An 18868-nucleotide genomic window follows, 5' to 3' on the forward strand; every position below is an offset into this window, starting at 1 on the left:
CCGAGAGTCTCGGCACCCGCCCTCGGCGTTCCCGGGGGCCGGCGCACCGGCGGGGTGAGGCCCACTTGCCCGGCCCCTGCCCTCGGGGCAGAGTGCGGAGGGCGGGGGCGGGCGGGCGTGGAGCGGAGGCGGCGATGGGTGATCTGACGGACCGGCTGGCGCAGGGACTCCCGGCGGAGGCCGTCGTAGTGGACCCCGATGTGACCGCCGCCTACAGCCACGACATGGCCGGCTTCTGCGCCGCGGGCACGCCCGCGGTGGTGGTGTTCCCGGAGACGGTGGAGCAGGTGCAGCACGTGCTGCGCACCGCCACCGAGCTGCGGGTCCCGGTGGTGCCGCAGGGTGCGCGGACCGGGCTGTCGGGGGCGGCGAACGCGGTGGACGGCTGCGTCGTGCTGTCCCTGGTGAAGCTGAACCGGATCCTGGAGATCGACCCGGTGAACCGGATCGCGGTCGTGGAGCCCGGCGTGGTGAACGCCGAACTGTCGCGCGCGGTCGAGGAGTTCGGGCTGTACTACCCGCCGGATCCGTCCAGTTGGGAGTCCTGCACGATCGGCGGCAACATCGGCACCGGCGCGGGCGGCCTCTGCTGCGTGAAGTACGGGGTCACCGCCGAGTACGTGCTCGGGCTGGACGTGGTGCTGGCGGACGGGCGGCTGCTGTCCACCGGGCGCCGGACGGCCAAGGGCGTGGCCGGGTACGACCTCACCCGGCTGCTGGTCGGTTCGGAGGGCACGCTCGGGGTCGTGGTCCGGGCGGTGCTGGCACTGCGGCCCGCGCCGGCGCCGCAGTTGGCGCTGGCAGCGGAGTTCCCGAGTGCGGACGCGGCCGGGGCGGCGGTCTGCGAGGTGATGGCGCGCGGGCTGTCCCCGTCGCTGATGGAGCTGATGGACGCGGTCTCGGTGCGGGCCGTCAACGAGCTGGGGCGGATGGGCCTGCCGGAGACGACCCAGGCGCTGCTGCTGGTGGCCTTCGACGGGCCGGACCGGGAGGCGGAGTTGGCCAAGGTCGCCGGACTGTGCCGGGAGGCCGGGGCGACCGAGGTGGTGCCGGCCCAGGACCAGGCGGAGTCGGATCTGCTGCTGGCGGCCCGGCGGCTGGCGCTGCCCGCGATGGACCGACTGGGCACCACGATGATCGACGACGTGGCGGTGCCGCGCTCCCGGCTGGCCGAGATGCTGAACGGCGTCGCGCGGATCGCCGAGCGGCACGCGCTGACCATCGGGGTGGTCAGCCACGCCGGGGACGGCAACACCCACCCGATCGTGATCTTCGACGCCGTGGACGCGGAGCAGGCGGCTCGGGCCCGGCGCTCCTTCGAGGAGATCATGGCGCTCGGGCTGGAGCTGGGCGGCACCATCACCGGGGAACACGGCGTCGGGCTGCTCAAGCGGGACTGGCTGGCGCGCGAGCTGGGGCCGGTCGCGCTGGAACTCCAGCGGCAGCTGAAGGCGGTCTTCGACCCGCTGGGAATCCTCAACCCGGGGAAGATGGTCTGATTTCCGGTTACCCGCTGTCGGTATGGATCGACGCGCCATTCTTCCAGATATTCCATATGACTTTCAGATGGTCTATGAATGGCTGAAAAAAGTCGACATGGAAGGGTGATCGAACTTTTCCGGGGCGCATCCGTCAGGGGACCGCGCGGGGTGGTGCGACCGGCGACTCGGGTGAATTCGTGGCGACGCCTTCTGAAGGCTGAAGATCAGCGCCAGTTCGGGAGAAATCGCAGGTAGTCAGCGGTTTTTCGGCGAGTTGTCCGAGCCTTCGGCCGATATGCGCCACCCGGGTGGATATCACGCGAACGGGGGAAAAATGCGCCGTCGGCTAGTGCTTTGTCGATTTGTTGCGGAAGTCTGTCTTCCGGCGTCGCAGTCGGCAGGCGTTCGTCTGGCCGACGAACTCCCGCATCTCATGCTCGGAATTGCACGATGAACATCTTCTCGGAGGTTCACATGGCTCGCAAACGCACCCGTCGGGTGTGCGGGTTCCTGCTCACCGTCCCGCTGGCGGCCGGCCTGCTGCTGGCGGGCGCCGGCGCCTCGGCCGCCGACGACGGCGCGGGGGCCGCCGTCGGCTCCAACGCCGGCGTGGTGTCCAACAGCGGGACGGGCAACGTGTTCGGCGGGGTCGACGGCAACTACGTCTCGAACCAGCAGACGGCGACCGGCTCCGGGGCCTCGAACCAGGCCAACACCCTCGCGGCGAAGGACAACGCGGGCAACCTCCTGACCGGTCAGGGCAACAAGAACGTCAACGTCAGCTACGCGCCGGTCCCCCGCTGACCGCCCCGGGCACCACCGACGGCGGGGGCGCCGGAGGTGGACGACCGCGGGTGGACCGACCACCCGCGGAGGGGCCCGGAGCAGTCCCCGGGCGGGTTCCGCCCGGGTGCGGATCGGATCGGATGCATTGACCGGCAAGCGGAAAGGGTCGCCGCGAAACCGGCCTCGTGGGCGGTGCCGCCATCGGCACCGCCCACGAGCACGTCCGGTGCCCGGCCCCTTCACCGAGGGCCCGCGCCGGAAGCCGTCGGTCCACGGCGGTACGGTTGCGCTCCGACAGCGCACCACGTGCCGGGCCCGGAACGGACCGGCCCGGCCGGCGCGACGACCGCGGCAACCGAAGGAAGGGCGCGCGATGGCGGCGGAGGACGACGACCTGACCGGTGCGGACGGGGCCGGGCCCGCACCCGAGCCGCAGGCATGCCCCGCGCCGCCGGCCGAGCACCGGCCGGAGCCGAAGTCCGTCCCCGAGCTGCTGCTCGGCCGCCCGCCGATGGCCCGCCCGCTGCCCTCCTTCGACCACGAGGCCGCCCCCGTCGAGCCCGGCCCGCTGTTCGTGGACTGGCTCGCCACCGCCCTGGACGCCGGGGTGCTGGACCCGCAGGCCTTCACCCTCTCCACCGTCGATGCGGAGGGCGTGCCGGACGCCCGGGTGCTGGTGCTGCGCGACGTCGACGCGGCCGGCACCGGCTGGAACTTCTCCGCCGCCGCCGACAGCCCGAAGGGCCGCCAGCTCGCCGACCACCCGGCCGCCGCGCTGTCCGTCTACTGGCCGCAGCTGGGCCGCCAGGTGCGGGTCCGCGGCACCGTCGAGCGGGCCGTCGACCTGGTGGCCGCCGCGGAGTTCGCCACCCGTTCGCCCGCCGCCCGGGTCGGCGCGCTGGTCGGGCGGCAGAGCGAGCCGCTGGGCGCGCTCACCGAGTACGACGAGGCGGTGGCGGTCGCCCGTCGCCGGCTGGAGGCCACCCCGGACGCCGTCGCACCCGGGCACGCGGTCTACACCCTGTGGGCGCACGAGGTGGAGTTCTGGCAGGGCGACGCCCAGCGCCGGCACGTCCGGCTGCGCTACACCCGCACGGGCCCGGTCCGCAGCCCGGAGTGGTCGCGCACCCTGCTCTGGCCGTAGCGCCCCCGGCCGGACACCCCGGCCGGCCTCGGCGGGCCCTACCGCCGCCCGGTCAGCGTTGCCCCCACGCTGGCCGCCACCACGCAACCGATCCCGGCCAGCTGCGCCGCGCCCAGCAGCTGGCCGAGCACCACCAGCCCGACCAGCGCGCTGACCGCCGGCTCCAGGCTGACCAGCACGCTGAACACCCGCTGCGGCATCCGGCGCAGCGCCGTCATCTCCAGCGCGTACGGGATCACCGGCAGCAGCAGCGACACCCCGGCCACCGTGGCGAGCAGCACCAGCGGCGAGGCGCCGGGCGCGGTCAGCCCGTCCCAGGCCTCGGCGAGCCCGAACGGCGCCAGGGCCAGCGCGCCGACCGTCATCGACACCGCCAGGCCCTGGAAGCCCTGGAAGGCGGCGCCGACCTTGTCGGTGAACAGGATGTACGCCGCGTAGCAGGCGGCCGCTCCGAAGGCGTACAGCAGGCCGACCGGGTCGAGCGAACCGCCGCCGTCACCCTCGCCCAGCAGGGTCAGCAGCGCCACCCCGGCCGCCGCGAGCAGCGCCCAGAGCAGGTGGCTGGCCCGCCGGGCGAAGAGCAGGGCCACGGCGAGCGGGCCGAGGAACTCGATGGTCGCGGCGGTGCCCATCGGCAGCCGGTCGACGGCCCCGGCGAACAGGAAGGTCATTCCGGCCGAGGCCATGCCGAGCAGTGCGGCCGCGGCGAGGTCGCGCGGGCGCTTGTCGCGGAGCCTGGGCCGGGTGACGGCGAGCAGGACGACGGAGGCGAAGCCGAGCCGCAGGAAGGTCGTGCCGCTGACCCCGAGCGGGCCGAAGAGCGGCTTGGACAGCGCGATGCCGGTCTGCACCAGGAACATCGCGGTCAGACAGAGAAGCGGCGCCGGGATCCTCTCCGGGCGCCGCAGGGCCTTGCCGAACCGGCCGGTGGATCGGCCGGTCCCCGCCCCGGGGGGCGCCGCGGAGCCGGGCTCCCCGCCTCGTCGCCGGCTGCCCCGCTCGCCGGCCCGTTCGCCCGTGGGGGCGGGCGGCATGGCAAGGGCCTCGGCGACGGCGGCGGCCGAGGTGGGTGCAGCGGTTTCGCTGGTACGGGAGACGGGCATGCTGACGAGTTTGCCGTAAGGACCGAGGAACCGGCAAGCTCGTTACCAGAATCGGGACGGATACGGACGGGTGCGCCCGAAAAGGTGGACTCGCGCGGGACGTGCGGCGTGGCTGGCGCGTTCGTCCGATGGTCCGTCAGTATCAAGGCCGGATGCGCTACATCCGCCCGGCGGCGCTCCTCGCCGCCTCCCTCGTGCTCCTACTGGCCACCGATGGGACGGGCGTGAACGCCGAGGCCTCCGCCCGGACCGCCGCCCGGCGCATCCGTGCCTTCACCCTCCCCGACCGGACCGTCCCGCCCTCGGGCCGCGACGAGTGGAGCGGCCCCGCCTTCGACGCCTGTAGCGCGCCCGCGCCCGACACCCTGCGGGCCTGGCGCGCCGGCTCCCCGTACGGCGCGCTCGGCGTCTACGTCAGCGGCTCCCAGCGCGGCTGCGCCCAGCCCCGGCTCACCGCCGACTGGATCCGCCAGGCCCGCGCGATGGGCTGGCGGTTTCTGCCGGTGCACGTCGGACTCCAGGCGCCGTGCGCCGACCCCGTCCGCAAGCCCAAGCGGATCGACCAGGCGAACGCCGTCCGGCAGGGCCAGGACGAAGCCGCCGAGGCCCTGGGCGCGATGCGCTCGCTCGGCCTCGGCAAGGGCAGCCCGGTGTACCTGGACATCGAGTCCTACCCGATGCACGACGCCGCCTGCGGTCAGGCCGTGGTCGACTTCGCCCTCGGCTGGACCGAGGCGCTGCACCAGGCCGGCTACCGCTCCGGCTTCTACTCCAGCCTCGACTCCGGCATCGCCGACCTGGCCGCCGCCGCCCGGGCCGGCAGCTCCCCGCTCCCCGACGCCGTCTGGTACGCCCACTGGGACGACCACGCCGACACCGGGGGCTCCGGCCCCCTCGCCCCCGACCTCTGGCCCTCCCGCCAGCGCGTCCACCAGTACCGCGGCAAGGTCCAGGAGACGTACGCCGGAGCCACCCTCACCATCGACCGCAACCAGGTCGACGGCCCGACCGCCGGTTGACCCCCCGTCGATAGGGTGTCCCCCCCGACCGGCGCAGGGGGGATGGCGAATGGCGAACGGCCAGGAGCACGGCGGCGCGCACGGGTACCGAGGCGCCGGCGCCCACCGGGCGCTGTGCATCGCGGCCGAACAGGGCCGGGCCCTCGACCCCGCCTACGTGCTCGACCCGGCCAACGCGCTCCGACTGTGCCGCCCCGACCACCGCTGAGTCGCCCTGGCCGGCGAGCGGGAGAAACCGGGCGAATCAGTGATCCGTTCAACGGCTTCGGGATGCTGACAGCGGGCGGGCGGAGCGGCACAATCGGGCACGTCCGCGCGCATTACCCCCCGGTAGGTGCCGCAGGAGCCGCCAGTGCCGCCAGGTCGAGGAGGACCCGTGTTCAGCACGATGCAGGACGTACCGCTCACCGTCGCCCGGATTCTCGAGCACGGGTCCACGATCCACGCCCGCTCCACCGTCACCACCTGGGACGGCGCCGGTCCCGTCGTCCGCAGCTACGCCGAGGTGGGCGCCCGCGCCGCGCAGCTCGCGCACGCACTGCGCGACGAGCTCGGGGTGACCGGGGACGACCGGGTCGCGACCCTGATGTGGAACAACGCGGAGCACCTGGAGGCGTACCTCGCCGTCCCCGCGATGGGGGCGGTGCTGCACACGCTCAACCTGCGGCTGCCCGGCGCCCAGCTGTCGTTCATCGTCAACCACGCCGCCGACCGCGTGATCATCGTCAACGGCAGCGTCCTCCCGCTGCTCGCCGCCGTGCTGCCGGAGCTGGCGCCCACGCTCAAGCACATCGTGGTGGCCGGGCCCGGTGACCGCTCGCTGCTGGCGGGCTTCGCGGGCGGCGTGCACGACTACGAGGAACTGATCGCGGACCGGCCCGTCGCCTACCCCTGGCAGGAGGACATCGACGAGCGCCAGGCCGCCGTGCTCTGCTACACCTCCGGCACCACCGGGGACCCGAAGGGCCTGCTCTACAGCCACCGTTCGATCTACCTGCACTGCATGCAGGTCAACACCGGCGACAACTTCGCCTTCACCCCGCGCGACACCGCGCTGCCGGTGGTCCCGATGTTCCACGTGAACGCCTGGGGCATCCCGCACGCCGCCTTCGTGTCCGGTGCCAACCTGCTCATGCCGGATCGTTTCCTCCAGCCCAAGCCGATGGCCGAGATGATCGCCGCCGTCCGCCCCACCGTCAGCGCCGCCGTCCCCACCATCTGGAGCGGCCTGCTGGACGAGCTGGACGCGGGCGACTACGACACCTCCAGCCTGCGCATGGTGGTCATCGGCGGCAGCGCCTGCCCGCCGTCGCTGATGAAGGCCTTCGACGAGCGCCACGGCATCCGGGTGCTGCACGCCTGGGGCATGACCGAGACCTCCCCGCTCGGCTCCTTCGCCCAGCCGCCGGGCGGCCTCACGCCCGAGGAGGAGTGGCCGTACCGGATCACCCAGGGCCTCTTCCCGGCCTCCGTCGAGGCCCGGCTGATCGGCCCGGCCGGCGAGCGGATGCCGCACGACGGCGTCTCGGCCGGCGAGCTGGAGGTGCGCGGCCCCTGGATCGCCGGGGCGTACTACGGCGGAGCCGGGCAGGACCCGGTCCGTCCGGACGACAAGTTCTCCGAGGACGGCTGGCTGCGCACCGGCGACGTGGGCACCATCACCGCCGACGGCTACCTGACCCTCACCGACCGGGCCAAGGACGTCATCAAGTCCGGTGGCGAGTGGATCTCCTCGGTCGACCTGGAGAACCAGCTGATGGCCCACCCCCAGGTGGCCGAGGCCGCCGTGGTCGCCGTCCCGGACGAGAAGTGGGGCGAGCGCCCGCTGGCCACCGTCGTGCTGCGCCCGGGCGCGACCGCCGGGCTGACAGAGCTGCGGGCCTTCCTGGCCGGGCGGATCGCCTCCTGGCAGCTGCCGGAGCGCTGGGCGATCGTCGAGTCCGTGCCGAAGACCTCGGTCGGCAAGTTCGACAAGAAGGTGATCCGGGCCGAGTACGCGGCCGGCGCGCTGGACGTCACGGTGCTCGGCAAGGAGTAGGAGCCCGGCACGGAGTAGGAGCGGAGCAACGGCGAGGGCCGGCACCCCGATGGGGGTGGCCGGCCCTCGGAGTACCGGGGTTCAGCCGGCGGCGGCGACGCCCGCCTCGCCCATCGCGCCGATCCGCCCGAGCAGGTCGACGATCCGGGACTGGACGTCCTCGGTGGTGGAGCGCTCGGCGAGGAACAGCACCGTCTCGCCGGTGCGCAGCCGCGGCAGTTCGCGCGGATCGAGGTCCACCGAGGTGTAGACCACCAGCGGGGTGCGGTGCAGTCGGTCGTTGGCGCGCAGCCAGTCCAGCAGGCCGACCCGGCGGCGGCGGATCTGGAACAGGTCCATCACCACCAGGTTCGGCTGGACGCTGGCGGCGCGAGCGACGGCGTCGTTCTCGTCCGTCGCGTGCTCGACGTGCATGCCGCGCCGCTCCAGGCTGCTGATCATGGCGGCGGCGATGTCCGGATCGCCCTCGACCAGCAGGACGCGCGGGGCGTGGTGCTCACCGTCGCGCGGGGCGAGGGCACGCAGCAGCACGGCCGGGTCGGCGCCGTACGCGGCGTCCCGGGTGGCCTGGCCGAGACCGGCGGTGACCAGCACCGGGACGCGGTTGTCGAGCGCCGCGGTGCGCAGCGACTGCAGGGCGGTGCGGGTGATCGGGCCGGTCAGCGGGTCGACGAAGAGCGCCGCGGGGAAGCCGGTGACCTGGGCGGCCACCTCGTCCCGGGAGCGGACGATCACCGGCTGGTAGCCGCGGGACCGCAGGGCCTGGTTGGTGGCCGGGTCGGGCTCGGGCCAGACCAGCAGCCGGCGCGCGTTGGCCAGCTCACCGGTGCCGCCCCGCGGCTGCTCTCCGGCGGCGGCCCCGCCGGCGGCCGGCAGCTCCGCCATCGGTCGCGGCGCGGTCCGCGCCTCGGCCGGTGCCGGCGGCTGCGGCGGTACGGCGGGCACCGGCGCACTGCCGAGCGGGCGCGGCGGGCTGAGCTCGGCCAGGCCACTGCCCACCGGCCGCGGGGTGCTCGGCTCCTCGGCTGCGGGCAGCGCGGGGCGGGCGGGCTCCAGCGCGCTGCCGGGGCCCGAGGCGCCCGGGGTGCCCGGCTCGGCGGCGGCCTCCGGGGCCGGCCCGGGCGGTACGGAGAGCCGGCGGCGGCGGCCGGTCGGCGGGGCGGTCGGCTCGGGCGGGGCGGGCGCCGGGCCGACCGGCAGGGCGTGCTCCAGGCCGGGGTAGACCGGGGTGTCGGCCACCCCGGGCAGCGCGAACCCGCTCGAGGAGTCCTCGGCGGCGGGCAGGGCGCGGCGCCGGCGCGGCTTGGCCTCGCCACCGTCCTCGGCGGACCCGGAGGCGGCGGGTGCCGGTGGCGCGGCGGCGTCGGAGGGCGCGGGGCCGAGCGCGAGCGGCTCACGGCCGGCGGACCGGTTCTGCTGGGGGCGTGCGCCTTCGACGGGTACGGCGTAGGCGGGCCCGGAGCCGCCGTCGTCCGTGCCCCACGGGTCGCTGTGCGCCCCGCCCGGCCCGGCCAGGCCCAGGCGGCCGTAGGCGGGGTCGTTGCCGGTGCCGTTCCACTGCTCGGGGACGGCCCGCTCGATCCGAGCGGGGGCGTTCGGCCACTGGTCGGCCGGGACGGCGGGGGCGGTGCCGGCCGCGGGAGCCGGCGGTGGCGGCGGGACTGGGGGAGCCGCAGGAGCGGTCGGGGCCTGCTCCTCGGCGGCGGGCCGGCCGCGGCGGCCGCGGCGCTCGACCGGGGGCTCGTCGGCGGATGCCCGCTCGGGCCCCGGGGCCTCGGAGCCGGGCTGCTCGGCCGCCGGGGCGGCCCCGGTCGCCTCGCCGCTGCTGGGCAGCTGCGGGATGCCGGGCAGCTCGGGCAGGACGGCGCTGTCGCCCTCCTTGGGCCGGTCGGAGCGGCCTTCGGCGGCCGCGCGCTCGGCGGCGGCCTTCGCGGCGGCCGGGTCCAACGGCAGCTCCACCACGTACGTCGTCCCGGACTTGCCGGGCAGCTCGTGCGGCTGGAGCACGCCACCGTGGCGCTCGACCACCGCGCGGGCTATCGGCAGGTGGACGGGGCTGCCGCCGACGCCGGGGCCGCGGATCTCGACCCGGGCGACCTCGCCGCGCTGGGCGGCGGCCAGCACCACGGTCGGCGGCTCGGGAGCGGTGGTCGGCGCGGTGGGTCCGCCCAGCCCCGGCACGGACAGCCCCGGCACGGACAGTCCCGGGACGGCCAGACCGGGGGACGAGGAAGTGGTGGGCGCGTCCAGCGACAGGCCGACACCGCTGACGTCGGCGACGAGGTGCGCCAGCGCCTGGGCGAGCCGCCGCTCGTCGGCGATCACCTCGACGGCGGCGGCGTGCACGGAGAACCGCACCCGGCCCGGGCCGACCAGCCCGCCGGCCTCCTCGACGGCCCGGCGGACCACCTTGTCCAGGCCGACCGGCACCCGCTTCAGGGGCTTCCGTCCGTCCCTGCCGTCCCTGCCGTCCTTCTCAGCCTTGTCGGAATTGGCGTCCCCGGCCTCCGCCGGGCCGCTCTCGCCGGCCTCGGAGCGCTGGTGTTCGAGCACGCCGTCGATCAGCTGCCCGAACCGCCGGCACTCCTCGGCGAGCCGGCGCAGGGTCCAGTTGGCCTCCGGCCAGAGCTGCCCGGCCGGGTCGGCGGCAAGCGCGTCCAGCCGCTGGTTCAGCACGGTCAGCGCGCCGCCGAGCTCGCTCTCCAGGACGGCGGTGAGGTGCTCGTTGCGGGCGACGAGGGCGAGCTCGCGGCTGCGGTCGGTGAAGGTCATCACCGCTCCGACCAGCTGGTCGCCGTCCCGGACGGGGGCGGTGGTGAGGTCGACGGTGACCGGACGGCCGTCCTTGCGCCACAGCACGGTGCCCCGCACCCGGTGCTTGCGCCCGGAGGTCAGGGTGTCCAGCAGCGCGGACTCCTCCAGCGCCAGCGGGGTGCCGTCGGCCCGGGAGTGCTGGATCAGCGGGTGCAGCTCGCGCCCGCCCAGCTCGCTCGCCCGGTACTCCAGGATGTGCGCGGCGGCCGGGTTGACCAGCACGCAACGGCCTTCGAGGTCCACGCCGAGCACGCCCTCGGCGGCGGCCCGCAGGATCATCTCGGTCTGCTTGTGCTGGCGGCGCAGCTCGGCCTCGACGCCGAGCCGGCCGGAGAGGTCGCGGACCAGCAGCAGGAGCAGGTCGGAGGAGGACGGCGAGCGCGAGCCCTCGCGGTACGGGTCGTACGGCGCGAGCGGGGAGCGCGTGTAGCCGTCGTCGTCGGCGAAGTCGTTGCCGGACACCTCGACCGGGAAGGTGGTGCCGTCGGTGCGGTGGGCGGTCATCCGGACCGGGCGGTCCAGGGCGTCGCCGTCGCGGGTGGCCGGGCGCATCGAGCCGGGGATCCGGCTGGGGTCGAACTCGGGTAGCAGGCCCAGGACGCCCATGCCGACCAGTGAGGTGCCCGGCGCCTGCAGCGCCTGGACGGCCGCGCTGTTGGCGTCCACGACGGTGCCGTTGCTGTTCACCAGCAACAACGCATCGGGCAGGGCGTCGAGTATGGCGGCGAGGCGAGCAGCGCCTCGGATCGGCCTGCTGCTCACGTCGACAGGTCTCCTCGGCTCAGGGCAGCTCCTCCGGAGTCGGCAGTATCTCATTCTTCTTTGCGGCGGGGACGACCCGCCTAGTAACGTTGGCGGTGGTTGGTGCCGGACCCCAGGGTTGTGGCATCATCGCTGACACACGGAACGGGTCCGCTCGCGCGGGCGTGGTCCCTGTGGGGAGGCTTCGCCTAGTCCGGTCTATGGCGCCGCACTGCTAATGCGGTTTCGGGGTTATTCCTGATCGAGGGTTCAAATCCCTCAGCCTCCGCAGCCCGGGAGCCCCGTCGACGATCTTGTCGGCGGGGCTCTTCGCATGTCCGGGGGCGGATCCCCGGCCGGCCCCGGGAGGGCGGGGTCGGGGGCCGGATCAATCGATTTCGTCCTGCGTCGCAGGTCATGTAATGTTGTCCCCGCAACGCCCCGGAGGCACGGTTCGCCGGGGCGAGCGCTCATAGCTCAACGGATAGAGCACTTGACTACGGATCAAGAGGTTGCAGGTTCGAATCCTGCTGAGCGCACCAACCTCCGCAAGATCGGGTTCGCCCGTTCCTTGCGCTCATAGCTCAACGGATAGAGCACTTGACTACGGATCAAGAGGTTGCAGGTTCGAATCCTGCTGAGCGCACCAGCGAGAAGCCCCCGGCCGTCGGCCGGGGGCTTCTCCCGTTCCCGGCCCGTCTCCGGTGGCGGTCGTGCCGGCTCACCCGGCCCGGTCCGGTTGATCCGCCTCTTCGAACGGGGCCCCTGACCGTCTCGGGGCCGGACTGCGCCCGTTCCGCGCTCTCCCGTCCTGCCGTCCGGACGGCCCGCCGAACGGGTGGCACACGGTCGGAGGCACAGGTGTCGCCGTAGCGCCGCTCCGGGATCGTGGTTCCTTTTTGTCGGATCTTGTGACCGGGCTGCTCGTCGCCCGGCAGCCGACGCGAAGGAGAGCCGGATGAGCCGACGGTTTCCCCGCACAGCTGCCGCCCTGGCTGTCCTCGCGGCCGGGCTGCTGACCGGTCTGAACGCCCCGCTCTCCCTCGCGCAGCAGACCCCTGACAGCTGGTCGCCGGAGCACCGGGCGGTCCTGCCGTCCGGGCTCTCCGTCCAGTTCGACTTCGCGGCCGCGCCCGGCACGGAGGTCACCGCCGAGCCGGGCCGATTGGTGGACCGCTCCGGTGGGGGGAATTCCGGCGGAACGTACGCGGACGGAATCAGGCCGGGGGATTCCGCGCAGACTTTCACCCCCACCCCGGTCCGTCCGCAGACGGACGGTTCCTGGCGCACCGTCGGGACGCTCCGGCTGAGTTTCTCCCGGCCGGTCCGGAATCCCCGGCTGCACCTCAGCGGACTGGCCGCGATCGCCACCGGGGAATCCGGCACCACCAGCACCGCGGCCCGGCTGACCCTCACCGGCGGCTCGCCCGCCGCGCCCACCCTGGTCGGCCGCACCGGCTGGCGCGGCTGGACCGTCGACGGCAACGCCCTCGCCCCCGGCGGCGGCGACGGATTTGCCGACGGCGCGGCCGGCTCCGCCGCGGAAGGCACCCTGGAGCTCGCCGGGACCTTCCGCACGGCGGTGTTCCGGGTCGAGCAGCGCTCCACCTCCCGGGCCGGGAGCACCACCGCACCGCCCGTCCTGCGCCAGGCCTACACCGTCACCGTGGACGAGGTCCTCGGGACGGCGCCGCAGGCCTACGGCAACGCCTCGCACGTGGTCTCCGACCTCTTCCTGGGCACCGACGCCACCACCACCCCGGCCCGGCGCGACCGCGCCCCCGGCCCGAGCGCCGCCCCCGCGGCGGAGGACGGACCGCTGGTCCAGCTCGACCACGGGGCCGCCCGACGGGCCACACCCCTGGCCAACCCGTACGCCGGCTCGTACGCCGGCTCGCCGCCGGCCAAGCCGCAGCCCGGGCGCGGCGAGTACCAGGGCGCCGACCCGTCGATCAGCTTCCCCGCCGAGGCCGCGATCGGCCGCTACTACCGGGTCACCGTCCCGGTCGCGGTGAGCGACCAGCCCGCGACCCTGGCCGGATGGATCGACTTCGGCCACAGCGGCCGGTTCGACCCCGCCGACCGGGTGCAGACCGAGGTCCCGGCCGGCGCCGGCACCGCGACGCTGGAGTGGACCGTGCCGGCCGGCGCCGCCTCCGGCGAGACCTGGGCCCGGCTGCGGATCGGCCGCGACACCCGTCAGCTCGTCCCCTCCGGCGGCTTCGCCGACTCCGGGGAGGTCTCCGACCAGCGGATCAAGCTGACCGTCGGCGCGGCCCGGCCCGAGATCGCCGAGCCGGTCGACGGCGCCGTGCTGGCCGACGCCCGCCCCCGGATCCACGGTGCGGGCGCGGTGGCCGGCGCCTCGGTCGAGGTCCGGGACGGCGACGACACGCTCTGCCGGGCCCGGGTCGAGCCCGGCGGCGACTGGTCCTGCCGCCCGGGCAGCGCTCTCTCCGCGGGCCCGCACAGCCTCACCCCGGTGGAGACCACCAGCGGGGGAATGGTGCTGCGCGGCGAGGCCGTCAAGGTCACCGTGAAGACGGCCCCGCCGGCCGCGCCGGTGCTCACCCTCCCCGCCTACACCAATGACCCGGGGCTGCAGCTCACCGGCACCGGGGACGCGGGCAGCACCGTCTCGGTCACCGACCGCGCCGGCTCCGCCGAACTGTGCAGCAGCGCGGTCCGGCCGGACGGCGGGTGGTCCTGCCTGCCGGTCGAGAACCTGACGGACGGGAGCCACCGGCTCACCCCCGCCGCGGTCGACGCGGCGGGGAACCGGACGGTCGGGCAGGCGGTCACCCTGGTGGTCGACACCGTGCCACCGGACAGGCCGACGCTCACCGCGCCGGGCGCGGGCGAGGTGCTGAAGCTCAGCCGGCCGAAGCTCGCCGGGCGTGCCGAACCCGGCTCGAACGTGCTGGTCACGGCGCGGGCGGGAGCCGCGGGGGCGGGCGACCGTACCGTGCTCTGCGGGGCGGGCGCGGCGCTGGACGGGAGCTGGAGCTGCACGGCCAACCGGGACCTGGGGGACGGGGAACAGTGGCTGACCGTCACGGCGACCGACCGGGCGGGGAACGGGACGTCGGCGGAGCCGGTCCGGGTGCGAGTCGCGGCCGCGACCACGAGCCCGGTGACGCCGAGCCCGACAGCGACGGCTTCGGCGACGGTCAGCCCGAGCGCGTCCGTTCCGGCGGCGATCCCGAGTGCCGCCGCCTCGGTGGCGACCGGCGCGGCAACGCCCGGATCGGCGGCGCCCGTTGCACCGGGAATGAGCCCGAGCGCGACGGTGCCCACGGCCATGGCCACGGCCGCTGTCACCACCACCACCGCCACCACCGCCACCACGGCGAGCGCTTCCGGGTCGCCGAGCCCGGCCGGGGAGGCGGCGCCCGGGGCGCCGGTGTTCGCGCCGGTCCCGCCGGGGCTGCGGCCGATCACCGTCCCGCCCGTCGTTCCGTCGGCCCCGGCCGTACCCGCCGGCGCCGCGACGTCGGGCGGCCGTCCGTCCCCGGCGGCCGTCGACCAGGGCGAACCCGGGACCGGCCGCCCCGGCGGACGGCCGCTGCCCGTGCCGCCGACCGGGGCAGCCTCGGTGGAAGCCGCGCAGCCCGCGGGCCGGCACCGGGAGGCCGGCCGGCACGGCGTGCTCGCCGGGGTGCTGCTGATGCTCACCGGAATCGGGCTGATCACCCGTCGGGTGTTCGCCTGCGGGCCCGGTTCCCGACGGCGCTGACCTGCGCCGACCGTACCGACCATCCGATCGTGTGCCTGCGCGCCAGGGCCGACTTTGGACGATACATCAGGAAATGTCGACACACCTCGGCTCAAATGTCGCATTTGATGATGTATGAACTTAGCCTGACTTCGGCACTGCCCGTCAGATCCGGGCCGCCCGTTGCGCGACACACCGACCCAGAGGATCCGTGCATGGACGTCACCCGCGACTCTTCGCAGCGACCCGAGAAGCTGCCCGAAGTGCTCCCTCCGGTGCTGCCGGAACGTTCCGCCTCGGGTTCCAGCCCGCTGGCCAAGGTCTCGACGGTCAAGGCAGCCCCCAAGGCCCCCGATCCCACGGTCAAGGCCGCCACGGCGGGAACGACGCCTCCACCGGCCGACGACGGCCCGGCCAGCACCCCGCTGGCCGTCGTCCCCGGCCCGTCCCCCGCCGGCCCGGCCGACCTGCGGGACCCGCTGGAGGCGCCCGCCCCGGAGACCGTCGAACTCCCCGGAGTCACCACCGGATCCCCCACCGCGGCCACCCCGCGCCGCCCCCCGCGCGCCGACCAGGCGCTGCGCGAGCACCCCGCCTCCACCCTGCCCGGCTGGGCCGCCCTGCTGGCGGTGCTGCTGGGCCTGGCCGCCGTGGGATGCCTGCTGCTGCGCACGGGGGTGATTCCGCACTGGGGCGCGCTGCCCGAGCTGCGTGACCCCGCCGCCCGGGAGAGCGGCCGGCCCCGCGTCGACGTCCAGACGGTGGCCGCGGTCAGTGCGGCCGGCCTGCTGGTGGTGTTCGCGCTCGCCGGTCTGCTGGCGAACGCGGGCGGCGAGACCCGGGTGCTGACCCGCTGGGGCCGCTACCGGGGCACGGTGCGCAGGACCGGACTGGTCTGGGTCAACCCGCTGCTGCGCCGCCGCCGGGTGGACGTGCGGCTGCGGCACTGGCGCAGCGAGCCGGTCAAGGTGGTCGACCGCACCGGGACCCCGATCGTGGTCCGGCTGCTGATCGTCTGGCGGGTCAAGGACACCGCGCGGGCGCTGCTGGCGATCGAGGACCACGAGAGCTACCTGCGCGCGCAGGTCCAGGCGGTGCTCACCCGGACGGCGTCCACCCTGCCGTGCGACAGCAACGCGGCGCCCGGGCCCGCGCTGCGTGACGGGCAGTGGTTCGCCGACGAGATGACCCGTGCGCTGGCGGCCGAGGTCGCCCCGGCCGGCCTGGAGGTCTACTCGGCGCAGCCGCTGGCGCTGGACTACGCGCCCGAGGTCGCCGAGTCGATGCGCCGCCGCCGGGTGGCGGACCTGGACGCGGGCCTGCGGACCGTGCTGGTCGACGACGCGGTGGAGGCGGCGGCGCTGGCCGTCCGCCGACTGGAGCGCGCGACCGCGCACCGACTGGATGAGGCCGCCCGCAGCGCGCTGATGGAGCAGCTGCTGGTCGCCTTCGTCGCCCCGGCCGGAGTGGCCGCCTCGGTACCGCCCCCGGCCGCCCGGGCCGGGCGGAAGGAAGGACGACCCGCATGAGGATAGCCACCGGCGCGTACGCCGAGCCCGGCTTCGACCTCGGCCCGGACTTCGGTCTGATCGGCTTCGAGGAGCGACTCGGCAGCATCCCCGCGGTGGCGGGTTGCGACTGCCCGAACTGCGCGGCCCGCCCGCGCACCGCCCGTCCGGCGGCGGCGCCCGGTGGCAGTCGGATCCACCGCGCCGTGCGGGGCACCTGCCTGGTCACCACCGTGCTGGCGGGCGCCGGCGTGGTCGGCCTGACGGCCGGTGCCGGGTCCGCGCACGCCGCGGCCGGCAGGCAGGGGTGGGACGGTTCGAAGTACTGGTTCAGGAACAGCGCGGGTGAGTGGCGCTGGACCGGCCACTACGACGTCTACGCCAGCCGCACCGGGAAGTCCGGCGGCGCCGCCAAGTCCGGCGCGGAGGCCGTCTCCAACGGCTCGGCCTCCTCCTGGGGACTGCGCCAGGGGTGGGACGGTTCCAAGTACTGGTTCAGGAACAGTGCCGGTGAGTGGCGCTGGACCAGCCACTACGACGTCTACCTCAGCCGCACCGGCCGGTCCGGCGGCGGCCACTCGTCCCCCGCCGACACGGCCTCCCCCGCCGACACGGCCTCCTCCGGCAGCACGGCGTCCTCGGGGCGCACGGAGGCGGCGGTCGACTACGCGCTCGCCCAGCTGGGCAAGCCCTACGTCTGGGGCGGTGACGGACCGTCCGGCTACGACTGCTCCGGGCTGGTCCAGCAGGCCTACCTGCGCAGCGGGATGAGCCTGCCGCGGGTGGCCGACGACCAGTACGCGGCGACCACGCCGATCGGCGCGGGGCAGCTGCGCCGAGGCGACCTGGTGTTCTGGTCGGACAGCGGCCGGGCCTCGGGCATCCACCACGTGGGGATCTACCTGGGCGACGGCACCTTCGTGGAGGCGCCCCGCCCGGGCCGGACCGTCCGGATATCGGCGCTCACCTCCGGCTACTACCCGACCCACTTCGGCCGGCCCTGACCCGGCCCTGACCGGTGGGCGGCACCGGGCCCCGACGGCGGAGCGCCGTCGGGGCCCGGTCGCGTGCGCACTCAGGTGCTCACCCGGGCGCTCACTCGGAGGCGGCGTCCAGCAGGGCGGTCTGCTCCGGGGTGAGCTCCAGCCCGGTGGCGGCCAGCAGCGGAGGCAACTGGTCGACGGTGCGGGCGCTGGCGATCGGGGCGGCGACCGTCGGGCGGGCGGCGAGCCAGGCCAGCGCCACACTGGCCGGCGTGACGTCGTGCTCGGCGGCGACCGAGTCCAGCGCCTCCAGCACCTTGGGGCCGCGCGGCTCGTCCAGGTAGCGGGCGGCGCCCTCGGCGCGGGCGCTGTCCACGTCCGGGCCGCCGGGGCGGTACTTGCCGGTCAGGAAGCCCGAGGCGAGCGCGTAGTACGGGACGGTGGCGAGGCCGTGCGCGGCGACCACGTCGGCCAGCGGGCCCTCGAATGTTCCACGGGAAACCAGGTTGTAGTGCGGCTGCACCGCGACGTACGCGGCCAGCCCCTCGCGCTCGGCGAAGGCCAGTGCCTCGGCCAGCCGTTCGGCGGAGATGTTGGAGGCGGCGACGGCCCGGACCTTGCCCTCGCGGACCAGCCCGTCGAGTGCGGTCACGAATTCCTCGACCGGGGTGTCGTCGTCCCGGTGGGTGTAGTACAGGTCGATCCGCTCGACGCCCAGGCGGCGCAGCGAGGCCTCCGCGGCGGCCTTGATGGTGGCCGCGCCCAGGCCCTCCGCGTCGGGGTGCAGGCCGGCCTTGGTGGCGATCACGATGTCGTCACGGTTGCCGCGGCTGCGCAGCCAGTTGCCGATGACGGTCTCGGACTCGCCGCCGGTGTTGCCCGGGGCCCACGCGGAGTAGACGTCGGCGGTGTCGATGAAGTTGCCGCCGGCGGCCGCGTAGGCGTCGAGGACGGCGAACGACTGCTGTTCGTCGGCCGTCCAGCCGAAGACGTTGCCACCGAGGGCGAGCGGGTAGACGGACAGGTCGGAGTTGCCGAGGGGGACCCGGCGGTGGTTTCCGGTCATGCCCGCAGTCAACCCGACGGCGGGGCAGCGCATTCCGGGCGTTGTGCGATGTTCACATGACCTTCGCGCGCGGGGGTGGTGGAGCCTTTCGGAGGAGGGGTCCGGGGTGTGCCTGAGGTGGGCTGATTCGTTAGAGTCCGTGCCATGGCTGACAACGACTACGACCCCGCCGGTAGCACCCAGATGTTCCGGGCGTTCGTCGACGAGAGCCCGGCCCCTCAGGCACCGGGCTCCGTCTCCACCTACGGCAGCAGCAAGAGCGGCAGTCGCACCGGCGTGTACGCGCTGATCGCGGTCGTCGCCCTGGTCGTGCTGGGCGCCGTCATCTGGCTCGCGGTCAAGTGACCCTCGCGCGGGTGACCCCGCTCAGGGTCACCCCCCCCCCGGGGAAGACCGCGCCCCTCCCGGGGCCCCAACCAGGGTTTTTCCCCCGGTTGTGGTTTGACTTTTTTTTTCCTCAACCCCCCTCC

General features: G+C 74.9%; 13 protein-coding genes and 3 tRNA genes. 13 read left to right on the forward strand and 3 right to left on the reverse strand.

Translation table 11 applies throughout. From position 1 onward, the window contains the following. Nucleotides 1-134 precede the first annotated feature (134 nt). The 3 genes from ACZ4WV_RS29015 (at nt 135) to ACZ4WV_RS29025 (ending at nt 3411) form a co-directional block, all read left to right on the forward strand. The gene (locus tag ACZ4WV_RS29015; RefSeq protein WP_465751593.1) at nt 135-1499 is read left to right on the forward strand and encodes an FAD-binding oxidoreductase; all 1365 of its coding nucleotides are present in this window, start codon (nt 135-137) and stop codon (nt 1497-1499) included. A 456-nt stretch (nt 1500-1955) separates the two neighbouring features. Further along, complete coding sequence (locus tag ACZ4WV_RS29020; RefSeq protein WP_465751594.1) at nt 1956-2285, forward strand: hypothetical protein; 330 nt, start codon at nt 1956-1958, stop codon at nt 2283-2285. Between the two features lie 355 nt (nt 2286-2640). Next, nucleotides 2641-3411 (forward strand): pyridoxine/pyridoxamine 5'-phosphate oxidase, encoded by a 771-nt coding sequence (locus tag ACZ4WV_RS29025; RefSeq protein WP_465751595.1) that lies wholly within the window; start codon nt 2641-2643, stop codon nt 3409-3411. Between the two features lie 38 nt (nt 3412-3449). Here ACZ4WV_RS29025 and ACZ4WV_RS29030 read toward each other — a convergent pair whose 3' ends face one another. Next, nucleotides 3450-4514 carry an EamA family transporter gene (locus tag ACZ4WV_RS29030; protein ID WP_465751596.1) on the reverse strand — a complete coding sequence of 355 codons (1065 nt, stop codon included), beginning with the start codon at nt 4512-4514 and terminating at the stop codon, nt 3450-3452. Between the two features lie 152 nt (nt 4515-4666). Here ACZ4WV_RS29030 and ACZ4WV_RS29035 point away from each other — a divergent pair, with 152 nt between their 5' ends. From ACZ4WV_RS29035 to ACZ4WV_RS29045, 3 genes are all read left to right on the forward strand, one after another. Continuing rightward, the gene (locus tag ACZ4WV_RS29035) at nt 4667-5533 is read left to right on the forward strand and encodes a DUF1906 domain-containing protein (protein ID WP_465751597.1); all 867 of its coding nucleotides are present in this window, start codon (nt 4667-4669) and stop codon (nt 5531-5533) included. A gap of 49 nt (nt 5534-5582) precedes the next feature. Then, nucleotides 5583-5741, forward strand: coding sequence for a hypothetical protein (locus ACZ4WV_RS29040; RefSeq protein ID WP_465751598.1), 159 nt, complete (start codon nt 5583-5585; stop codon nt 5739-5741). A 168-nt stretch (nt 5742-5909) separates the two neighbouring features. Next, a complete protein-coding gene (locus ACZ4WV_RS29045) occupies nt 5910-7571 on the forward strand; it encodes a long-chain fatty acid--CoA ligase (RefSeq protein WP_465751599.1) in 1662 nt (553 codons plus the stop codon). Nucleotides 7572-7652: 81 nt separating this feature from the next. Here the strand turns inward: ACZ4WV_RS29045 and ACZ4WV_RS29050 are convergent, their stop codons facing one another. Continuing rightward, nucleotides 7653-11147 (reverse strand): hybrid sensor histidine kinase/response regulator, encoded by a 3495-nt coding sequence (locus ACZ4WV_RS29050; protein ID WP_465751600.1) that lies wholly within the window; start codon nt 11145-11147, stop codon nt 7653-7655. Between the two features lie 177 nt (nt 11148-11324). Here ACZ4WV_RS29050 and ACZ4WV_RS29055 point away from each other — a divergent pair. From ACZ4WV_RS29055 to ACZ4WV_RS29080, 6 genes are all read left to right on the forward strand, one after another. Then, a tRNA-Ser gene (locus ACZ4WV_RS29055) sits at nt 11325-11415 on the forward strand. A gap of 177 nt (nt 11416-11592) precedes the next feature. Continuing rightward, nucleotides 11593-11668 (forward strand) — tRNA-Arg (locus ACZ4WV_RS29060). A 31-nt stretch (nt 11669-11699) separates the two neighbouring features. Then, nucleotides 11700-11775, forward strand: a tRNA-Arg gene (locus ACZ4WV_RS29065). Between the two features lie 309 nt (nt 11776-12084). Beyond that, nucleotides 12085-14862, forward strand: coding sequence for an Ig-like domain-containing protein (locus tag ACZ4WV_RS29070; protein ID WP_465751601.1), 2778 nt, complete (start codon nt 12085-12087; stop codon nt 14860-14862). 194 nt (nt 14863-15056) lie between these two features. Then, a complete protein-coding gene (locus ACZ4WV_RS29075; RefSeq protein ID WP_465751602.1) occupies nt 15057-16370 on the forward strand; it encodes an SPFH domain-containing protein in 1314 nt (437 codons plus the stop codon). Continuing rightward, complete coding sequence (locus ACZ4WV_RS29080) at nt 16367-17353, forward strand: C40 family peptidase (protein WP_465751603.1); 987 nt, start codon at nt 16367-16369, stop codon at nt 17351-17353. The genes ACZ4WV_RS29075 and ACZ4WV_RS29080 overlap by 4 nt, the downstream gene beginning before the upstream one ends. Before the next feature lie 91 nt (nt 17354-17444). Here the strand turns inward: ACZ4WV_RS29080 and ACZ4WV_RS29085 are convergent, their stop codons facing one another. After that, the gene (locus tag ACZ4WV_RS29085) at nt 17445-18398 is read right to left on the reverse strand and encodes an aldo/keto reductase (RefSeq protein WP_465751604.1); all 954 of its coding nucleotides are present in this window, start codon (nt 18396-18398) and stop codon (nt 17445-17447) included. A 144-nt stretch (nt 18399-18542) separates the two neighbouring features. Here ACZ4WV_RS29085 and ACZ4WV_RS29090 point away from each other — a divergent pair, with 144 nt between their 5' ends. After that, the gene (locus ACZ4WV_RS29090; protein ID WP_465751605.1) at nt 18543-18743 is read left to right on the forward strand and encodes a hypothetical protein; all 201 of its coding nucleotides are present in this window, start codon (nt 18543-18545) and stop codon (nt 18741-18743) included. The last annotated feature ends 125 nt before the right edge of the window (nt 18744-18868 follow it).

It is taken from the genome of Kitasatospora sp. NPDC029312, assembly GCF_055569215.1.

What these genes read in the sequence shown, in the direction of transcription:
- ACZ4WV_RS29015 (WP_465751593.1), top strand. Translation starts at nt 135, where the DNA reads ATGGGTGATCTGACGGACCGGCTGGCGCAGGGACTCCCGGCGGAGGCC.
- ACZ4WV_RS29020 (WP_465751594.1), top strand. Translation starts at nt 1,956, where the DNA reads ATGGCTCGCAAACGCACCCGTCGGGTGTGCGGGTTCCTGCTCACCGTC.
- ACZ4WV_RS29025 (WP_465751595.1), top strand. Translation starts at nt 2,641, where the DNA reads ATGGCGGCGGAGGACGACGACCTGACCGGTGCGGACGGGGCCGGGCCC.
- ACZ4WV_RS29030 (WP_465751596.1), bottom strand. Translation starts at nt 4,514, where the DNA reads ATGCCCGTCTCCCGTACCAGCGAAACCGCTGCACCCACCTCGGCCGCC.
- ACZ4WV_RS29035 (WP_465751597.1), top strand. Translation starts at nt 4,667, where the DNA reads ATGCGCTACATCCGCCCGGCGGCGCTCCTCGCCGCCTCCCTCGTGCTC.
- ACZ4WV_RS29040 (WP_465751598.1), top strand. Translation starts at nt 5,583, where the DNA reads ATGGCGAACGGCCAGGAGCACGGCGGCGCGCACGGGTACCGAGGCGCC.
- ACZ4WV_RS29070 (WP_465751601.1), top strand. Translation starts at nt 12,085, where the DNA reads ATGAGCCGACGGTTTCCCCGCACAGCTGCCGCCCTGGCTGTCCTCGCG.
- ACZ4WV_RS29075 (WP_465751602.1), top strand. Translation starts at nt 15,057, where the DNA reads ATGGACGTCACCCGCGACTCTTCGCAGCGACCCGAGAAGCTGCCCGAA.
- ACZ4WV_RS29080 (WP_465751603.1), top strand. Translation starts at nt 16,367, where the DNA reads ATGAGGATAGCCACCGGCGCGTACGCCGAGCCCGGCTTCGACCTCGGC.
- ACZ4WV_RS29085 (WP_465751604.1), bottom strand. Translation starts at nt 18,398, where the DNA reads ATGACCGGAAACCACCGCCGGGTCCCCCTCGGCAACTCCGACCTGTCC.
- ACZ4WV_RS29090 (WP_465751605.1), top strand. Translation starts at nt 18,543, where the DNA reads ATGGCTGACAACGACTACGACCCCGCCGGTAGCACCCAGATGTTCCGG.